General features: G+C 70.0%; 19 protein-coding genes and 1 pseudogene. 10 read left to right on the forward strand and 10 right to left on the reverse strand.

Going from position 1 to position 18,162, the window contains the following annotated elements; translation table 11 throughout:
- Nucleotides 1-57 precede the first annotated feature (57 nt).
- Nucleotides 58-768, reverse strand: a complete 711-nt coding sequence (locus ACFQ7C_RS17685; protein ID WP_378904243.1) for an NADPH-dependent F420 reductase — start codon at nucleotides 766-768, stop codon at nucleotides 58-60.
- 62 nt (nucleotides 769-830) lie between these two features.
- Here ACFQ7C_RS17685 and ACFQ7C_RS17690 point away from each other — a divergent pair, with 62 nt between their 5' ends.
- Complete coding sequence (locus ACFQ7C_RS17690; RefSeq protein ID WP_378904246.1) at nucleotides 831-1,811, forward strand: L,D-transpeptidase; 981 nt, start codon at nucleotides 831-833, stop codon at nucleotides 1,809-1,811.
- A gap of 28 nt (nucleotides 1,812-1,839) precedes the next feature.
- Here ACFQ7C_RS17690 and ACFQ7C_RS17695 read toward each other — a convergent pair whose 3' ends face one another.
- A complete protein-coding gene (locus ACFQ7C_RS17695; RefSeq protein ID WP_378904249.1) occupies nucleotides 1,840-2,925 on the reverse strand; it encodes an FUSC family protein in 1,086 nt (361 codons plus the stop codon).
- A 160-nt stretch (nucleotides 2,926-3,085) separates the two neighbouring features.
- Between ACFQ7C_RS17695 and ACFQ7C_RS17700 the strand changes: the two genes are divergently transcribed.
- Entirely contained in the window at nucleotides 3,086-4,102 is a 1,017-nt protein-coding gene (locus tag ACFQ7C_RS17700; protein WP_378904252.1) for an aldo/keto reductase, read from the forward strand.
- Nucleotides 4,103-4,176: 74 nt separating this feature from the next.
- Here the strand turns inward: ACFQ7C_RS17700 and ACFQ7C_RS17705 are convergent, their stop codons facing one another.
- A complete protein-coding gene (locus tag ACFQ7C_RS17705; RefSeq protein WP_378904255.1) occupies nucleotides 4,177-6,069 on the reverse strand; it encodes an adenylyl cyclase in 1,893 nt (630 codons plus the stop codon).
- Between the two features lie 118 nt (nucleotides 6,070-6,187).
- A complete protein-coding gene (locus ACFQ7C_RS17710; protein WP_378904258.1) occupies nucleotides 6,188-6,775 on the reverse strand; it encodes a GNAT family N-acetyltransferase in 588 nt (195 codons plus the stop codon).
- A gap of 50 nt (nucleotides 6,776-6,825) precedes the next feature.
- Here ACFQ7C_RS17710 and ACFQ7C_RS17715 point away from each other — a divergent pair, with 50 nt between their 5' ends.
- Nucleotides 6,826-7,623 carry a glycosyltransferase family 2 protein gene (locus ACFQ7C_RS17715; protein WP_378904260.1) on the forward strand — a complete coding sequence of 266 codons (798 nt, stop codon included), beginning with the start codon at nucleotides 6,826-6,828 and terminating at the stop codon, nucleotides 7,621-7,623.
- A gap of 19 nt (nucleotides 7,624-7,642) precedes the next feature.
- On the opposite strand, the gene ACFQ7C_RS17720 is transcribed toward ACFQ7C_RS17715, so the two are convergent.
- The 3 genes from ACFQ7C_RS17720 to ACFQ7C_RS17730 form a co-directional block, all read right to left on the reverse strand.
- Entirely contained in the window at nucleotides 7,643-8,575 is a 933-nt protein-coding gene (locus tag ACFQ7C_RS17720; RefSeq protein ID WP_378904263.1) for an NADP-dependent oxidoreductase, read from the reverse strand.
- 121 nt (nucleotides 8,576-8,696) lie between these two features.
- Nucleotides 8,697-9,128 (reverse strand): DUF1294 domain-containing protein, encoded by a 432-nt coding sequence (locus ACFQ7C_RS17725; RefSeq protein WP_378904266.1) that lies wholly within the window; start codon nucleotides 9,126-9,128, stop codon nucleotides 8,697-8,699.
- Between the two features lie 301 nt (nucleotides 9,129-9,429).
- Complete coding sequence (locus ACFQ7C_RS17730) at nucleotides 9,430-10,950, reverse strand: DUF222 domain-containing protein (RefSeq protein WP_378904269.1); 1,521 nt, start codon at nucleotides 10,948-10,950, stop codon at nucleotides 9,430-9,432.
- Nucleotides 10,951-11,039: 89 nt separating this feature from the next.
- Here ACFQ7C_RS17730 and ACFQ7C_RS17735 point away from each other — a divergent pair, with 89 nt between their 5' ends.
- Entirely contained in the window at nucleotides 11,040-11,468 is a 429-nt protein-coding gene (locus ACFQ7C_RS17735; RefSeq protein WP_378904272.1) for an SRPBCC domain-containing protein, read from the forward strand.
- Here the strand turns inward: ACFQ7C_RS17735 and ACFQ7C_RS17740 are convergent.
- Nucleotides 11,465-12,238: an alpha/beta fold hydrolase gene (locus ACFQ7C_RS17740; RefSeq protein WP_378904275.1), complete on the reverse strand. Its 774-nt coding sequence runs from the start codon at nucleotides 12,236-12,238 to the stop codon at nucleotides 11,465-11,467. The two genes, ACFQ7C_RS17735 and ACFQ7C_RS17740, sit on opposite strands and share 4 nt — an antisense overlap.
- A 50-nt stretch (nucleotides 12,239-12,288) precedes the next feature.
- Between ACFQ7C_RS17740 and ACFQ7C_RS17745 the strand changes: the two genes are divergently transcribed.
- A complete protein-coding gene (locus ACFQ7C_RS17745) occupies nucleotides 12,289-12,585 on the forward strand; it encodes a DUF1905 domain-containing protein (RefSeq protein WP_378904278.1) in 297 nt (98 codons plus the stop codon).
- Nucleotides 12,586-12,597: 12 nt separating this feature from the next.
- On the opposite strand, the gene ACFQ7C_RS17750 is transcribed toward ACFQ7C_RS17745, so the two are convergent.
- Nucleotides 12,598-13,719 carry a Fic family protein gene (locus tag ACFQ7C_RS17750; RefSeq protein ID WP_378904281.1) on the reverse strand — a complete coding sequence of 374 codons (1,122 nt, stop codon included), beginning with the start codon at nucleotides 13,717-13,719 and terminating at the stop codon, nucleotides 12,598-12,600.
- A 215-nt stretch (nucleotides 13,720-13,934) separates the two neighbouring features.
- Here ACFQ7C_RS17750 and ACFQ7C_RS17755 point away from each other — a divergent pair.
- Nucleotides 13,935-14,051, forward strand: a pseudogene (locus ACFQ7C_RS17755) (DUF2510 domain-containing protein); the annotation flags it as partial.
- 468 nt (nucleotides 14,052-14,519) lie between these two features.
- Entirely contained in the window at nucleotides 14,520-14,849 is a 330-nt protein-coding gene (locus ACFQ7C_RS17760) for a hypothetical protein (protein WP_378904341.1), read from the forward strand.
- Between the two features lie 81 nt (nucleotides 14,850-14,930).
- Here ACFQ7C_RS17760 and ACFQ7C_RS17765 read toward each other — a convergent pair whose 3' ends face one another.
- Nucleotides 14,931-16,316, reverse strand: a complete 1,386-nt coding sequence (locus tag ACFQ7C_RS17765; protein WP_378904284.1) for a DUF222 domain-containing protein — start codon at nucleotides 16,314-16,316, stop codon at nucleotides 14,931-14,933.
- Nucleotides 16,317-16,743: 427 nt separating this feature from the next.
- On the opposite strand from ACFQ7C_RS17765, the gene ACFQ7C_RS17770 reads away from it, so the two are divergent.
- The 3 genes from ACFQ7C_RS17770 (at nucleotide 16,744) to ACFQ7C_RS17780 (ending at nucleotide 18,152) form a co-directional block, all read left to right on the forward strand.
- The gene (locus ACFQ7C_RS17770) at nucleotides 16,744-17,157 is read left to right on the forward strand and encodes a prepilin-type N-terminal cleavage/methylation domain-containing protein (RefSeq protein WP_378904287.1); all 414 of its coding nucleotides are present in this window, start codon (nucleotides 16,744-16,746) and stop codon (nucleotides 17,155-17,157) included.
- 87 nt (nucleotides 17,158-17,244) lie between these two features.
- On the forward strand, nucleotides 17,245-17,625 hold the full coding sequence (locus ACFQ7C_RS17775; protein WP_378904290.1) for a prepilin-type N-terminal cleavage/methylation domain-containing protein: 381 nt from the start codon (nucleotides 17,245-17,247) through the stop codon (nucleotides 17,623-17,625).
- The gene (locus ACFQ7C_RS17780) at nucleotides 17,622-18,152 is read left to right on the forward strand and encodes a PilW family protein (RefSeq protein WP_378904293.1); all 531 of its coding nucleotides are present in this window, start codon (nucleotides 17,622-17,624) and stop codon (nucleotides 18,150-18,152) included. Before ACFQ7C_RS17775 ends, ACFQ7C_RS17780 begins: the two co-directional genes overlap by 4 nt.
- Nucleotides 18,153-18,162 lie beyond the last annotated feature (10 nt).

The following is an 18,162-nucleotide window of genomic DNA, read 5'->3' on the forward strand; positions in this document are numbered from 1 at the left end:
CGGGCGCTGCCCCTGTGAAACCCCGGTTGACCTGTTGGCCAAGGGAGGAGACCGGCCTCAGCGGCCCGCGGCACGTGCACGAGCCACCACGATCCCGCGCTGCGACGTCGGGAACCGCGCGAGCATCGCCCGCAGCTCCGTGGCGTCGACGTCCGCGCCGAACGCCTCGGCGCCGGGCTCGAGCATGATCCCCGCCGACAGCGGCCCGGCGAGCACCGGGTCGAAGCCCAGATCGTCGACGAGCCGCGTCACGACGTCGACATCCACCGCCGAGTCCCCGGCCACGGCGATCGCCTTCCGCCCCGCTGTCCCCGCAGGCCGCGCCTCCTCGTCGAGGTCGCGGTAGCCCATGTGGTTGAAAGCCTTCACGACCCGAGAACCCGGCAGAAACCGCTGCACCGTCTCGCTCGTGGTCGTGCGCAGGTCGCCGAAGTCGGCGCGCAGCCCGTCGACCTCCCACCAGTAGTTCATCGCGTCGATCACGAGCTTGCCGCTGAGCGCCTCGGTCGGCAGCGTGTGGTGCTGCGGGAGCGGCAGCGCGAGCACGATCGCGTCGGCGTCACGTGCGACAACGGATGCTGCGGCCGCGACCGCACCCGGAGCAACGGCGTCGATCGTCCCCGCGATGCGCGCCGGGTCGCCCGACCCAGCGATGAGCACGCGGTATCCGGCCGCGCGTGCGAGTCGCGCGAGGACCTGGCCGACGCGCCCGGCCCCGATGATCCCGAGGACACGGATCGGCCGCTCGAGATCGCCCTGACTGCTCACCGGCCCAGGCTAACGAGCGGCGGCGGGTTGCAGCATCCGTTCTCGCAACCGACCATGGGGGAATGGGGGATGCCGAGACCGACGGCCCGGCGGCGGACGAGCCTGCCCCGCCGCAGGGCGACGAGAACGCGCCGTCGCGGCGGCGGTTGTGGGTCTGGGCGCTCATCGCGCTCGCCGCGATCGTGCTCGCCGCCGGCGTCGCCGCGGCCCTGCTGCTGCGCCCGGCCGCAACCGAGGCGGCGCCCTCTCCGCCATCGACCCCCACCGCCGCCCCGACCCCGACACCCACGCCCACTCCCACGCCGACACCGACGCCCACCCCGACGGGGTTCGCCGCGAACACGGCCTCGTACGACGTGACGACCCTGCCGCAGGTCAACGTGTTCGCCGTGATCCCGGCGCTGACCGTCGACGACGCCGCGTTCACCGCCCCGCTGCCCACTCACGCCGTCGCAAGAGGCATCGGCGCCCCCGTGTGGGCCGATCCGACGTCGGAGCCGGTCGCCTATCTGCCGCACGAGTTCCCGTATGACGGCACCGCCGTCCCGGTCGTCGAGGAGCAGCAGAACTGGGTCAAGGTGCTGCTCACGGGGCGTCAGGCGGTGCCGTCGCAGGGCAACCCCGCGCAGGTCACCGGGTGGATGCGCAAGGGCGACGTCGACCTCGCCCCGACCGACACCAGCGTCGTCGTCAGCATCTCGGGCCGCACGATCGACATCGTCCGCGCCGGGGTGCCCGAGCGCATCGCGTCGGACTTCGCGTGGGGCACCGACCGCACGCCCACGCCGCTGGGCCGCACGTTCATCATGACCACGCGCGTCGTGCCCGAGTACGCGTACACGCGCGGCCACCCGATCGTCTACCTCTCGGTGCAGTCGCCGACCCTCGACGGCTTCGGAGGAGCGGATGTCGCGGTCACGGCTTTCCACTACCACGACGACCGCTCGGGGCCGATTTCGAACGGATGCCTCCGCGTCGACCCGTCCGCGATCACGAGGCTGTCCGAGCTCCCGCTGGGAACCCCGGTCATCGTCAACCCGTGAGGCACCCCGACCGTACCCGGGCGCCGCGTCACACGAAGGCGCGCGACACGTCGATGATGCGCCGCAGGCACAGTTCCATCGCCGCGCCGGTGGCGATCTCGGCGCGCGTCCCGGGGCGAGGCGTGCCGAGCGCCCGCTGGTAGTCCGCCAGCGCTTCGCTTGCCTCGTGGAGGCGCTGCGACGCGTCCGGGTCGCCGAGCGGCGTCGCGACGAGGTCCGCGGTCTTGCCGATCGCCGCGGCGAGCTCATCGCGTACCGCGGCGGCGAGCGAGGCGTCGTCCGCGGCGTGCAGTTCGAGCAGCAGGTCGATGAGCTCGCGGGTGAGGAACGCCGTGCGGTCGAGAGCCGCCATGCGCCGGGCGTTCTCCTCCCGCTCGTGGCGGTGGCGCACCCGGCGCGGGTTCGCGTGGGCGCTCTCCTCCGCTTCCTCGACCTCGGCCGTGACGGTCGCCCGCGTCTCGGCCAGCCTGCGGAGCGGGACCTCGAACCGGTCGGAGCGGATGCGGTCCTCGGCCACGGCATCGGCCGCGTCGTCGAGCAGCCTGGTGACCGTGTCGCGGAGCGCCGAGAGGCGTTCGCCCGCCCGCCGCAGGTACAGCGGCGGCACGATCACGAGGTTGACCGCGATGCCGATGACGACGCCGAACGCCACCGTGCCGAGGTACGAAATCGAGAAGCCTTCGGGGTCTCCGCTCCCGGTGAGCAGCACGAAGAGCCCTGCGAGCGGAGCCCAGTCGCCGCCGACGCCGAGCAGCCGCAGCCCGCCGAGCAGCACGCCGACGCCGATCACGAGTCCCAGCACGAGACCGCCCGGCGCGCCGAGCCGCAGGGCCGCGATGCCGCAGAGCCCGAGCCCGATGCCGAGCGCGAGGCCGATCAGCACCTCCACGCCGACGCGGGCGGAGCGGGCGATCGTCGGGTGCATCGTCACGAGCGCGCCCAGCGGCGCGTAGTACGAGTACTGGTCCTCGGCGAACGGGATCAGGGGCGCGAGGTACCACGCGAGCACCGCTGCGAGCGAGGTCTTCACCGCGAGCAGCAGGCGCGGCTGCTGCGCGAGGCGTGCCGTGTACGAGACGGCGCGGCGCAGGGTCGGGGTGCGCTCGGCGGTCACGGATCCCTCCTTCGACCCCGGCCACGCTAATCCGCGCCGTCCATCGGCACTCGGGGATTGCATCCCGGGCCCCCGCGCGTTACGGCGACGGAGGCCGCCCCACGCGGATCCCGCCGTGGGATGCTGGAACCGACCCCACCCCTCGACCCGGAGGATCCTCATGCAGCAGCGCGCACTCGGCCGCACCGGACGCTCGGTCTCGGCGATCGGCCTCGGCACCTGGCAGCTCGGAGCGGATTGGGGAGCGGTCACCGAAGACGACGCGACTGCGGTGCTCGCAGCATCCGTCGACGAAGGCGTCACCCTCTTCGACACTGCGGACGTCTACGGCGACGGGAGGAGCGAGTCGATCATCGGCCGGTTCCTCGCGGCGCGGCCGGGCCACGGCATCACGGTCGCGACGAAGATGGGCCGGCGCCTCGCGCAGGAGCCCGAGAACTACACGCCCGAGAACTTCCGCGCGTGGACCGACCGCTCCTGCGCGAACCTCGGCGTCGACACGCTCGACCTGGTGCAGCTGCACTGCCCGCCGACCGTGGTCATCGAGGATGACGCCACCTACGACGCCCTCGACGCGCTCGTCGCCGACGGCGCGATCGCGGCCTACGGCGTCTCCGTCGAGACCGCGGCGCAGGCGCTTGCGGCGATCGCACGCCCGAACGTGACCAACGTGCAGATCATCTTCAACCCGTTCCGGCTCAAGCCGCTCGATGAGGTGCTGCCGGCCGCCGCGGCGGCCGGCGTCGCGATCTTCGCGCGCGTGCCGCTGGCGTCCGGCCTGCTCTCGGGCAAGTACACCGCGGAGACCACCTTCGCCGCCGACGACCACCGCACCTACAACCGCCACGGCGAGGCGTTCGATCGCGGCGAGACGTTCTCGGGCGTCGACTTCGAGACGGGCGTCCGGGCGGCGAACGAGCTCGCCGCAGCCCTGCCCGACGGCGTCTCGCTGCCCGCGGCCACGCTCGCGTGGATCGCGTCGCGCCCGGGTGTCACGAGCGTCATCCCCGGCGCGCGCAACGTGCAGCAGGCCGAGTCCAACGCCGCCGCGGCCGCACTCCTCGACAGTGCCCTCGACAGTGCCCTCGACGGTGGCCTCGACCTCGACGCGTTCGACCGCGCCGTGCACGAGGTCTACGACCGGGACCTCCGTGCGGCGATCCACCCGCTGTGGTGACGCGCCGCCTCTGAATCACGGATGCCTCGACCCCGCGCAGCACGCAGGGCCGAGGCATCCGTTTCCGGGGGGTCCTACGGCGCCGGGTAGTCCACCACGAACTGCGGGGTGCCCGTGTTCGTGTTGTCGGCCTGGCCGCCGATGCCGTTCACGACGTGCTGGACGGTGCCGGCAGACAGGTTCACCGTCATGATGTGGTGCAGCCTGACGCCGGGCGTCTCGGGCACCTCGAACCCGTTCGCCGTGAGGATCGACGGGTTGTTCTGGTTGAACACGTACACGCCGGCGCCGTCGAGCTCGTGGTTCTTCACGTGGTCGGCCACCTTGTAGCCGGGGTAGCCGAGCGTGCCGTCCGGCTGCGTCCAGTCCGCCTGGGTGGGCGGGTCGTACGGCAGCTCGTTCTGGTACAGGATGACGCGGCCGTTCTCGCCGTTCCAGAGCGTGTTGTACGTCTGGAAGTGCTCCACGAACAGGCCCGTCGCGGTCACGTCGTCACCGTTCACGATGACGCCGACGGTGCCGGTGTTGGTGGCCCAGCGCTCGTTGTCGCCGTTCACGCCGTCGGTCGGGTCGAAGCCCTCGACGCCGTGGTCACCGCGCCACACCCAGGTGTGGTCGATGAGCACGTTGTCGGCGTTCACCTCGAGCGCCGTCGTGGTCTTGCCGATGTGCGGGCCGCCGACGCGGAAGTACACGTCGCTCAGCGTGATGGGGTTCTGCGCGTCGAGCTTCTTGCCGCCGTGGGGGTTGCCGACGCGCAGCAGCACCGGCGAGAGCTCGGTGCCCGCGTCGATGGTGACACCCGCGACGACGATGCCGTCGGCGTCCTTGACCTCGAGCGGAACCGCTCCGTTCACCGCCGTGAGCGTGGCGTGCCCGAGGCCGAGCACGACGGTGTTCGCGCGCTTCACCTGGATCGACTGCGCGACGTCGTAGATGCCGGGCGTGAGGATCAGGTGCTGACCGCGCGCGAGCGCGTTGTTGATGTCCTTCACCGAGTCCGACGGGGTCGCGATGTAGAAGTCGGTGACCGGGATGCTGCGGCCCGCCGTCTCGCCCGCGCCCCAGCTGATCCCGCTCGTGTCGCGCTGCGCGGCGGGCACGCGCACGTTGTAGCGGCCCTCGTCGTCGACGTACAGGTACGGCTTCTCGCGGCTGACCGGAGTCTCGTCGACCGTCGTGTACGGCGGGTCCGGGAAGCCGGCATCGTCGGGGGCGCCGACGACGCCCGAGAAGACCTGGTTCCAGACGGCGTTCGACCATCCGCCGACCTCGCTGTTGCGGATCAGCCACTGCTGCTGCGAGCCGTTCACCACGAACGGCAGGCGCGAGTCGGCGATGAACCCGCCGCTGGCGTACTGGGGTCCGGCGGTGCAGTAGTCCATGAGCGACAGGTTGCCGCCCGAGATGTCGAGGCGCCGCATCGACACCGCCTGCGACACCGCCCAGAACTCTGCGCTGGCGCGGCAGCCGTCCTGGCCCGCCTTGTCGATGTCGATCGACAGGTTCGAGATCGTGCGCCAGAAGTTGACGAGCGCGAGGCAGTTGCCCGTGCCGCCGTCGGCGAGGCAGCGGTTGTAGACCTCGACGGCGCCGTGGACGGTGACGTCCTCGGGCGATGCGCCCAGGCCCGCGACCTCGGTGTAGTAGCCGACCTTGACCTGCAGCGGGTCGGCGGTCGAGCCGTACTGCCCAGGTAGGAAGTAGACCGCCTTGCGCGTCGTGCTCATCTCGGCGTCGACCTGCTGCGCGTGCAGCGCGTCGAGATCCGCCTGGATGTCGGCGACCGGCGTGTCGGGGGAGTAGATCGTGACGTTCGGGCCGAAGTCGGGGTCGAACGGGTCGACCGCGCGGGGCGGCGCCGCGACGGCGGGCGTGGCCAGCAGCGCGCTCGCGATGAGTGCGGTGCCGGTCACCACGGTGCCGATGCGCAGTGCGCGGGCACGGTGGGAAACGGGGGCGGGCATGGGGAGTCCTCTCCGTTGAGGTCGGTGAAGCGGCGGGATGCCGGTTACTTACCGGACTGTAACCAAACGTGGGAGCGGTCTCAAGAGTCAATTTCGGGCGAGCGCTTGCTGATTCGTTTCAGAACTCGAGGCGCATGACGAGGCGGCGCTTCGTCGGATGCGTGACCTCTCGGAACCCGGCCTCGAGGAACGGACCGACCGGGCCGACGCTCAGTTCGTCCCACGCGATCTTCTTGCCGTCGGTGAGCATCGGGTACCCCTCGATCGCCGACGCACCGTGGGCTCGGGCGTGCTCGGCGGCCGCGGCGATAAGCGGGTAGGTGAGACCTTCGCCCCGGTGACCCTTGCGGACGACGACGCAGGCGATCGCCCAGACCGACTCGTCATCGGGGTCTTCGTCGCGCCCGTGCCAGGGCACGGGGGAGCCGCGGACTCGTCCGTACACCCCGCGCCGGTCGACCGCGCACCATGCCACGGGCTCGTCGTCCTGGTACGCGACGATGCCGATCGTCTCGGTCGCCCGCGGGTCGTCGCAGTGCGTCTCGGCGCGCAGGATCGCCGCGCGTTCCGCCTCCGGCATGTACCACCAGTCGTGGTCGCCGAGGCGCTGCCGCTGGCACTGGCACCGACCCGCGGCGCCCGTGAGGATGGCCTGAAGGTCGTCCCACGAGGCCTCGTTGGCAGGAGCGAAACGCAGTCCGTCCATGTCGGCAGGGTAACGCGGCCGTCCGACACGCCGGGAGTATGGTGTGGCTTGTGCCCCTCGCCCCTCGCGTCGCCGTGGTCATTCCGTGCCGGAACGACGCGGGCTACCTCGACGCGTGCCTGGCCGCACTCGCCGCGCAGACGCATCGACCCGACGTCGTGATCGTCATCGACAATGCCAGCACGGATGCCTCCGCCGCCGTCGCCCGGGCCTACGACGCCGTCGTGGCATATGAGGCGTCGATCGGCATCTGGCCCGCGGTCGCGCGCGGGTACGACGCCGCCCTCGAGCACGCCGACATCATCGCGCGGCTGGACGCGGACTCGCGCCCGCACCCGGACTGGATCGCGCGGCTGGTGCGCGCCTTCGTCGCCGACCCCACCCTGGGCGTGCTGACCGGCGGCGCCGAGTTCTACGGCGGCACGCCGATCCAGAACTACCTCGGCGAGCGCTGGTACATCGGCGGCGGGCACTACTGGATCAAGAAGTGGCTCGGCATCCCGCTGGTGTTCGGCTCGAACTTTGCGATGCGCACGCGGGTCTGGGAGCGTGTGCGCGACCAGGTGGACCGCGGCAACGCGCGGATCCACGACGACCTCGACCTCACCATCCGGCTGCGCTCGTCGGACGGAGTCCGCTACGACCCGCAGCTGCGCATGCCCGTCTCGGCACGGCCGGTGCAGACCGTGTCGGGGCTGTCGCGGCGCGTGTTCCGGGTCGCGTCGACGTTCGCCGCGAGCTGGCCGGAGGGGGCCGCGTGGCGCCGGTCCGAGCCGTCGCGGGTCGCGTCCGGCTCGGGCGAGTGGATGCCCGACGGCGACGACTGGGCGCCCGAGTACGGTCGCTGACCGCACCCGGGCGCCGTGCTCAGTCGATGATCACGACGATGTTGCCGATGGTCTCGTGCCCGTATGCGGCGAAGGCGTCGGCGACGTCGTCGAACGCGTGCTCGCGGTCGACGATCACGCGCAGCGATCCGTCGTCGACGAGGCCCGTCAGCCGGCGCAGCGCGTCGCCCGTGGGGTAGCCGGCGATCGGCGCCGGAGTGATCCGGTCGGCGTCGGGGAACATCTCCGGCGCGTAGAGCAGCGTCGACACGATCGTCCCGCCGTCCTTCACCAGCGGTGCGAACTCGGTCGGGTTGCCGTGCAGGTGCACCGCCGCGTCGACGCCGTCCGGGGCGACCGCGCGCACCGCGGCGACGAGGTCGGCATAGTCGACCGCGTGCGTCGCGCCGAGCTCGAGCAGCAGCTGCCGTCCTTCATCGGTGCGTCCGGTGGCGATGACCTCCCCTCCCTCGGCCGCGGCGAGCTGCGTCAGGAGCGTCCCCACGCCGCCTGTCGCGCCGACCACGAGGATCTTCTTGCCCTCGACATCACCCAGCGCGGCGAGGATCGAGAGCGCGGTCGACCCGGTGTGGCCGAGGGAGGCGGCCGCAGCATCCGTCAGCGCATCCGGTGCGGCGACGACGCCGCTGTCGGCGACGGCGGTGGTGTACTCGGCGAAGGCGCCCTCCTGGAGGTGCGGCTTCGACACGACGCCGAGCACCCGGTCGCCGACCTCGAAACCTTCGACGTCGGGGCCGACCGCGTCGACGACTCCGGCGAACTCGCGCCCGAGCACGAGCGGGTAGCGGTGCTCGAAGAAGTTCGCCATATAGCCCGCGGCGACGGCGATGTCGAAGCCGTTGACGGATGCTGCGGCCACACGCACCCGCACCTCTCCGGCGTCCGGCTCGGGAATGTCGACATCGTGGTGGGCCGGCGGTTCCCCAGCGGATGCGACGGCGTATGCACGCATGTTGTCCTGCTTCCTGTGCGCCCGTCCCCAGGTGGCGAGGAAACCTGCGGGTCGCACGTCAGCAATCGAATACACCCGGGATCGAGGCGCTCGCAAGAGCGAGTTCGCGTCGTGACGATGATCAGGCGATGACGGGCCCCGCCACGACGTAGACGTAGGCGGCGAGCGCCAGGATGTTCACGCTGACCGTGCCCCAGAAGACGCGGCGGAACGAGCGCTTGCGGGTCTTGTGGCGGAACAGCTGCTGCGCGACGAGCGCTCCCGGCCAGCCGCCGACCAATCCGAGGATGAGCAGCGTCTGCTCCGAGATGCGCGCCGCCTGACGGCGCGCGGCGGACTTGTCGATGCCGTACGCGGCGAATGCGACGACGCTCGCCGCGCCATAGAGCGCGGGCACCCACCACGCGAGGTCGAGCACGACGTACGCACCCGCGAGGGCAAGGGCGAACACGATGAGCATGATCCAGCTGAGCGCCCCGGGCAGCGGCTTCGAGAGGTCACGCCCCGGTCTGTTCGAGTCGACTCGCTCCCCGCCGCGACCGGTGGTGTCCACCGTGTTCCTCACCGTGTTCCGCGGTCGTGTCCCGGTCGTGTGGCTGCGGCGTCCGGCGGGGGAGTTCGACACGGGTTCGATCCTAGGGGCGCCCCCTCGCGTCCGTGATGCCTCGACGCATAGGACTCGCGCCAAGCCGTGACCTAGACTTCCCGCCTCGCCACCCAAGCCGTGCCGCAGACTTCCCGCCGCGCCACCAAAGCCGTGCCGCAGACTTCCCGCCTCTCCACCCAAACGTCACGCAGACATCCCGCCTCTCCACCCAAACGTCACGCAGACTTCCCGACTCTCCACCCGGGTGTCACGCAGACTTCCCGACTCTCCACCCGGGCCGTTCCGGTGATCGCGGCGGATCCCACGCCCACGCCCAGGCGGCCTTCGACTCCAGCACGCGCGCATCGCCCTGTCCGGTTGGCGGATGCAGAATGAATGGCGCGAGGCCATTGCGGGTGATCCGCCAGCCCTTGTTGTGAAGCAGCAGGTGATGGAATCGGCAGAGGAGGATCCCGCGATCGATATCGGTGCGGCCCAGGTCATCGAGCCAGTGATCGCAATGGTGGGCTTCGCAGTACGACGCGGGGACGCAGCATCCGGGCCACAGGCATCCGCCGTCGCGGACGGCGAGGGCCTTGCGCTGCGGAATGTTGAAGAGTCGCTGCTCGCGACCGAGGTCGAGGGGGTTGCCGCAGCTGTCGACCGTGACCTCGAGAGTGCCGTTCATGCAGATGTTGCGGTCGATGATCGAGCCCGGCAGCGGGTCGCCGCCGTCCTCGGCGTGACCGACGGCGATCATCCGCGAGGCCGCATCACGAGGACCGTCGGCGTCCTTCACGACAACCATGCGAACTCCCGGCTGGCGGGCGCCGAACACGTCTGATGCCTCGGCCAGCGCCCCGGATCGGACGAGGTCGACGAACAGGTCGTAAGCGAGCTGCTCGTTGGTGCGGTCGTCGTCGACGAGGCTCTTCGCTGCCGTTCGCTCTTCTTCGGTCATGAAACGCGCGCCACCCCGACGTGGGCGGAGGGCGGCGTCCATCGCCGACTTCACCCACAGCGCCATCTCGTCGTCGAAGGTGATGCGTCCTTGCCAGAGCCCGTCAGCGTCTTGGTACAGGCGGAATCCGCGCTCCGCGAACCGGGCGGCGAATCTTTGTTCGGCGCCGACCGGATCGAGGCTGTCTCGAACGGCGCGCGCACGGCGCCGGAGCTCTTCGACGGGGAAGGCCGCGGCCTCGGCGATCAACTGCTCTGCGGCGATCGACCACACTTCGCGAAGGGCACCCGCGGCCCCGATGTCGCTCCAGTCGACAGGCGGCTCGCCGAGCCCTCGCCGGATCGCGTCGTGCTGCTCGCTCGTGATCCCCCCGTGCAATCGGGCACGTCGCAGCGGCTCATGCCAGGGCGGTGCCGGCGTATCGGGCTCACCCGCCGCCGCAGCATCCGTCTCACCCGTCACATCGGCGATCGCACCCGCCCCGGTTCCCTCGATCAGCGACGCGCCCACCTGAACCGCACGTTTCGCGTCGGCGGCGGTGCCGCCGGTGATCGACTGGATCATGGCGGCCGGGGTGCGGTGGCCTCGAACCGCGGCCATGCCGCCCTGCCCGCGGTCGCGCGAGGAACGACGTGCCGCGACCCCCGCCGCGATCACGCTCACCAAGTCGACGCAGCGCCGCATGTCGGACGCATCGCCGAGGATGTGCTCGACGACCTCGTCGGGCAGCGCATCGATCACGGCAGGCAACGAATCGGCCTCGACATCCAGCCCCGGCACTCCAGCGAGGGCATCGACGAGCCCTCGCAACTCCGAGATGAATGTCATACACATCATCATGCCCATGGCCCCCGACATTCGAACAAAGAATCGACGAGACTGTGGATAACTCGCCCGCGAACCGCTACGTTGGCGACATGCATGAGCTCACCGAAGAGGCGCTGGTCGCAGCATCCGTCGATGTCACGTGGCGGGAATTCACGGTCGGCGGCCGCCTCGAGCGGTGGTTCTGGCCGCCGCGGTTCGAGACGACCGCCGTCGTCGAGCTGCGCGAGCTCGGTCGCTGGGAGGTGCGGTCGGTGCCGGTCGATATGGCGGTCGAGGGCACGGTGCTCACCTTCGAGGCGCCGCGCGCGCTGAGGCTGGGCTGGCGGTGGGCGGGGGAGGAGCACACGACCGATGTCGAGATCGAGCTGCAGTCGGCGGCGGATGCTGCCACCCGCGTGATCGTGCGGCACTCGGGCTTCGCCACCACAGAGGAGCGCGACAACCACATCGACGGCTGGTCGACGTGCCTGCAGCGCCTCGTCGATCGCCACGGCGGGGCACCGGGCGAGCACCTCTAGGCCCGAGCGGCGCTGATCAGCACGGCGTCGAGCTCGGACCCCGTGCAGTCGTGGCCGGCATCCGGGATCTCGACGAGGCGCGCGTCGGGGAGCAGATCGACCAGCTCGAGCGCGGCCGCCCGCGGACTGCGCGCATCCTGCGCCCCGCGCACGATCAGCGTCGGTGTGCGGATCGAGGGGAGTGCGGGGCGGAGGTCGTGCGACATCACCTCGAGCAGCGCCGTCGTGGTCGCCGGTCGCCAATCGTCGAGGAGAGCTCGCGCGCGAGCACGTCGCTCGGGGCCGGTGCCGGGCGCGAAGACCGAGTCGAGAAAGTCGTCCGCCCACTCGTCGACGGGATGCTCGATGGTGAACCGCGCCGCCTCCAGCCGTTGTGCGAACGCGTCCGCGTCGAGCGATCCACCCCATCCGGCGTACGCGCCGACGAGGACGAGCCTGCCGACGACGTCGGGGTGATCGCGGGCGAGGAGCAGCGCCAGCACCGATCCCATCGAGAATCCCGCGACGCACGGTGAGGTCAGGCCGAGCGCAGTGAGGAACGAGGCGGCGGCATCGGCCCAGTCGCGATCGGTCCACCCGGCGGGAACGTCGTCCGACCCGCCGCATCCGGGAGCGTCCCAGGCGATCACGTCGACATGCGGGCTGAGGCGATCGAACTCGTCGCTCCACGTCCTCGAGTCCTCGAGGGCTCCGTGCAGCAGCACGAGCGGTGCGCCGCTGCCCTCTCGCCGGTACGCGATGCTGATCCCGCCGGCCACGATGGCGGCCATGCCCGCACTCTACGCTCGGCGCGTCGGACCCGCTGGGTACGCTCGTGTTCGTGATCATCGAGTTCGACGGCGATGTGTTCCGCTGGGAGGCACGCGAGGATTCGGCGTGGTTCTTCACGTCGGTGCCGCCTGAGCTGAGCGAAGAGATCCGCGAGATCCCGCGCCCGTACCGCGGGTTCGGCTCGGTTCGTGTGCGGGCGAGCATCGGCGGCAGCGAGTGGACGACATCGATCTTCCCCTCGTCGGACGGCTCGTACGTGCTGCCGCTGAAGAAGGCGGTGCGCGCTGCCGAGGGCCTGGTCGACGGCGGGCCGGTGACCGTGCGCCTCGAGGTGCTCGACGGCTGACCGCCTGGCCCGTCAGGCCGGCGTCTCGACCATGCGCCGCTGGATGCGGCGGTCGAGGTCGTCGAGCTCACCGATGACGTCGTTCGCCGCCCACACGCGGTCGCGCTTGCGTCCGGTGATCTCGGCGATCACCCCCGCTTCGGTGAGCCGGTCGAGTGCGGCGTAGGCGGTCGCCGGGGTGCTTCCGATCGCCGTGATCGCGTCCTCGCCCGACATCACCGGGTCGTCGAGCAGCGCGGTGAGGAGTCGGTCGGTCGCCGACCCGTCGGCTGCGTCGACGAGTGACCGCCACTCGGCGGGGAGTTCGCGCAGGGCGTCCATCGACGTTCGCGACTCGATCGCTGCGGCGACGGCCGCGCGCACCATGATCTCGATCACGGTGGTCGGGTCGCCGTCGCGGTACGCCGTGAGCGAGGCGAAGTAGTCGTCGCGCACCGCGAGGAGGCCGCTCGCGAGCGGCATGATCGCCGTCTTCGTGACGCCGCGCCGACGCAGGATGGCGCTGACGAGGGCTCGCCCGATGCGGCCGTTGCCGTCGGTGAACGGGTGGATGGACTCGAACTGCGCGTGCGCGATCGCGACCTGCGCGAACACCGGCACGTCGTCGCGACCCGCGAACGCGATGAGGTCGTCGAGCAGCGGCGCTACGAGGTCGGGCGGCGGTGGCACGTACAGCGCGGTGCGCGGACTGTGGTCGCTGCCGCCGATCCAGTTCTGAACGTCGCGCAGCCGGCCGGCGTAGTGGGCCTCGGCCTGATCGTCTGCCATGAGCGTGCGATGTGCGGCGAGCAGGTCGTCTGTGGTGATGTGCGATGTCTCGCCGGCGCGGTCGACGAGACGATGCAGGGCGGCGGATGCTGCGACCATGCTGGTCGCGCTGCTGTTGGCCCGGCTACCCGCGAGAGCGCGGGCGTAGTCGGCGGCGCTCGCCGAGATGCGCTCGATCTTCGAGGAGGCCACCGACTCCGTGCGGAGCATGAAGCGCCCGAGCGCGCGCGACTGCGCTCGTGCCTCGGCGTCGGTCGTCGCCACCTCGACGAGCGCGCGCTCGGCGGCGGTGGTCATGTCGGGGCCCGGGGTGTAACTCAACTGCGCGATGCGCGGGGGGATCGACACGGCGACGGAGCGCAGCATCCGATCTTCCTTGCTGCCACCACGAATCGACTGCTGCCAGTCGCGCGACTCGGTCGTGTGGGCAGGCCAGACCGGCGGTCTGGGATCTGAAACAGCGACGTTCACTGTTTCAGTCTAGCCGTCCGGATTGAAATAAGGAGTGGAGCTGTTGTGGTGCTCGCCGTCGGGTCGCTCCGGTATGTTTGCGCTCGGGAATCATTCTGCTGGGGAGCATGATGACGGACGGGTCTCAGGGGGGACCGCCGCCCGGTTGGTACGCGGACGATTCGCGGGCCGACCGCTTGCGGTGGTGGAACGGCGCTGCGTGGACGGAGGATTACCGTCCGGTGGCGACGGATGCTGCGGCTGCCGTGTCGCCGGCCGCGCCGCTGAGCCGGGCACAGCTCCGCGCGCGGCGGGCGGCGGATCCCGAGGAACACGCCGCTCCCGCGGCGGCGGCCGTGGACTCGGAGTCCGGGGTCCCGCGTGAGGGCTTGCCGCACGTAGTGCCGGCGGTTGCGGAGGATACCCCCGTGGCCGCGGTGTGGCCGGCGCCGTCGTCGCTGGCTGATCCGGCCGGCGCCCGGGATCAGGCACCCGCGGATGCACCCTCGTCCGTAGCGGATACTGAGCGCCCTCAATCGGCCGCCGCGCCTCGGGACGATTCGGCTCGTGCCTCGGCCTCGCGGGAAGGCGCGACGAACGGTGCCCGAGCGGCGGGACCTGAGACGTACCCCGACCAGATCGCGCCCCGGCGTCCTGCGCCGGTCGATGATCGGCTGCCGACGCCGATCGTGTATCAGCCGGTGTCGAGTTCGTACGTGGGGGAGATGCGTCGGCCGCTTCCCGAGGCGAGTCCTGCGAACATCCCGGCGCGCGCGTCGATCGCGCTGATGGTGGTGGCCGCGCTCGGCGGCCTGACCGTCGTGCTCGGGCTGGGGCTCTGGGACGAGTCGGTCGCGGGTCTGGTCAGTCTGGTCAGCGTGGCTTTCGCCGCCGGCGCGTTCTTCCTCGCGATCGGTGGGCTGATCGTGGCGGCGCAGCGGGGGACGAGCAGGCTCGTGTCGGTGCTCGCGATCGTCGTCTCGGTCGGACTCGTGGTGTGGCTTGCGATCGTCGCGACGCGGCAGGCGATAGCGATCCTGAACTGAGCGCGGATGTTCGCGCGTGCGACAGCGCGCGAACGTGTGCGGTCGGTCGAGTGGACGCATTCGTGTGTGGGCGTGCGAGCGTCAGAACGGTGGCGGATCCGCAGGCACGACGAATGATGTCGGCGAGGTCCAGAAGGTCGCGCCGGTGACTTCGTCGCGATAGAGCATCCATTTGCTCTTCGTCTTGATGACATGGTGCGGCTCGCAGAGCGGCGTGAGATTGGTGTCGGCGGTCTTCCCGCCGTATTGCCAGTCGAGGCGATGGTCGATGTCGCAGTCGCGGGCCGATCGCATGCATCCGGGACCGGTGCAGACCTGGTTGCGCACCCCGAGCCATCGTTTCAGCGCCTTCGGGGTGCGGTACGTGGTGCGGTCGACGTCGAGAACCGTGCCGGTGACGGGGTGAGTGAGGATGCGGACCCAGCTGGATGCCTCGCCCGCGAGCCGCCGCGCGGTCTCGGTGTCGATCGGGCCGTAGCCATCGAGGGTGGCGGGTTCGTCGTCGTGTCCGAGGAGCGTCATGACCGGCACCGTGATCGCGACGGACGCGCGCGAACGCCACGTGCCGGTCTTCGCGGTGCTGTCAGCGCCGGCGGTGAACATGTCGACGATGACGTCAGCGCGCAGTTGTGCGAGGGTGCGCTCCTCACCTTCCTGACCTCGGAGGTGTCGCGCGTGCGCGTCGGCGTGTCGAAAGACCGACAGCGCCTTGTCGGCGGTCGTGAACACGGTGAAGGAAGCCATCCCGTCGGCCTCGGGCTGGAACCACATGTTCCGGTCGTCGGCCGCCCGCTTGTGCCGCTCGTCGAGACGCTCGGGGTGCACGCGCTCACGCACGACCCGGGAGCGCGTGCGGAATTTGCCGGGCGCGAGCGTCTGCGCGGCCGTCTCGAGCCACTCATCGAACTTCGCCCAGGCTTCTGCGGCCCGGGCGGGAAGCGTGGCAGCCTGCTGCGCCGCTGACGTCGCGTTCCGCTCGCTGACCCGGCCGGCACGGAACGCCGCCCAGATCTTCGGGCACCGCTCGCGCAACGTGTCGGCATGCGCAGCGCGGGTGCGGACCATGTTCTCCGACATCCCGAGGCGCACGGCGAGCTCCAGCGCCGCGGCGCGCACGGCGATGTTCCGCCGCTCCGTGCGGACGGCCGCCGTCGACCGCCCCTGCGGATCGAGCCAGGCCGGGTCCTGTGTCGGGTCGGGGCCGACCCACGGGTCGGGGCAGGCCGCAGCATCCGTCAGCACGTTCGCGATACCGGCGTACTCGTCGGCGAGGAGAAGTCGCGCCCGGACGCTGATGCCCTCGAGCTCGGCGATCGCAGCCTTATGCGCGGCGCCCGTCGTTTCGAGCTCCGCGAGTTCGGGCGGCAGGCCCTCGCCCGGCCCGAGCAGATCCGACGGGTCGATGAAGCGCTCGGGATCGCCGTCGATCCTCGACTCCCAGTCCACCTCACCCGGATAAAGCTTCATACCTACAACGTACAGATGGCCTCTGACATTCGATGATCATGACGATGATGGACAAGGCGTGAATCCGATGGCAGCGCCGTGGTGTGTAGGTTGGCGCACCGGCGATAGGTCAAGCGTGGACGATGGATGCTGCCGCGGGCTGCCTCCCGGAGAAGCCAGGCTAGCGGGCGGCCTGCGTGCAACCCAAGGTCTTCGCGCGGCCTGACTGAGGCTTTCTTAGGCGAAGACTGCGTGCGCCCACGTTGACATCGGGCGGGACGGATGACAACGTCTATGGCGGGAGGGGATTCACGCTTTGCGCGTGTGTCTCAAACCCAGCTCTAACAGAGTCTGGGATGTGTTACTGGGGTGTTTGAGACCGACGTGCTTTGGCGCGCGCCGGTCGGTTAGAGCTGACCTTTCAACTCACACTGGGGAGAGACGCGCCATGCGTGCATTTATCAAGAACTACCTCGAGGCGGCGAAGATTCGTCGCGAGGAGGAAGGCCGCGAGGGCGGCTTCTCGCTCATCGAGCTCATCGTCGTCGTCGTGATCCTGGCCATTCTGGCTGCGATTGCGATCCCGATCTTCCTCGGCATCCAGCAGAGCGCGAAAGACAACGCGCTCAAGGCAGTGGCCGGTTCGGCGGCGGCTGCGGTCGCTGCCGATCTCGCAAGCAACTCGCCGCAGATTACCGCGGCAGGGGCGGTGCCGGCGACTGTCTTCAAGTCCGACGGTAACTCCAGCGTCGCCGTCGCAGGCACGATTTCCCTCAGCGGCTTCTGTGTGACCGCTTCGCCGGCCGGATCCACCGCAGGAACGCCCTCGGGCGTGGCACAAAAGGCCGGACCAGGCTGCTAACAAGCAGCAAACCGCGTGAGCCGGGATCACACCCGGCTCACGTGGTTGGATTGGCTTGGGGTTTCTGCCGCTGGGGAGGTGGGCGGGATGAGACATCGTGACGCCGACGTTGCGGGGTTCAGCCTGATCGAGGTCGTGATAGCAATGTTCTTGCTGGGCGTCATCGCGATCGCATTACTTCCTGCGCTCTGGCAGGGGATCGAACTCTCGTCGCAACAAGCCTCGACGGCGACAGCGACGCGCTACATGAACGCCATTATTGATGATGCCCGCGGGAACCCTACGTGCCCTTATCTCGCGTCGATCGCGTCGCGGCCACCGGTAACCGATGGACGAGGGGTTTCCCTCTCGACGTCCGCGACGACCGTCACTGGCTGCGCTCCCGGTGCTACAGCGAAGCTCACCGTGAACGTCGAAGGTGAGGGACGAATGCTTGCATCCGCCACGGCCCTGATCTATGTCCCATGACTTGCGAAGCTAGAAGGAATGATGCCGGGCTCGGTCTCATCGAGCTCATCGTGGCGGTCGTCGTGAGCGGGATCGTCATCGCCGCCGTCGCGACCATCTTCATCAACTCCTGGAAGACGCAGGAGCAGGTTACGTCTGTCACGCAGGCGACCAACCGTGGACAACTGGTGTCCTCGACTGTTGAGCGAGCGATGCGGAACGCCCTCTTCTTCGACGTAACGGAGAGCGGATCGGTGTTGCGCGTCCGAACGTCTTTGACCGGAGACATGCGGTGTCAAGGTTTCCGTCTTACGGACGCGGCTGCTCAATTCACCGTCGATGCGGCAGCGCTGCCGTTACCAAACACTGCCTGGCCGGTTTGGAAGTCAGGACTCGCCAAGCAGGGCAGCACACCCTACTTCGTTCGAACAGCAGGCGGCTCGCTTTCGTACACCTTCCAGATCAGCACAAATGCCGCGCCAGTCACGTTTTCGGGTGATGTCGCGACTCGATCCGAGCAAGAGACAGGAAGTGGCGGATGTTGGTAACTGATCGGAG

The organism is Microbacterium sp. NPDC056569, assembly GCF_042793475.1.
Classification (GTDB): domain Bacteria; phylum Actinomycetota; class Actinomycetes; order Actinomycetales; family Microbacteriaceae; genus Microbacterium.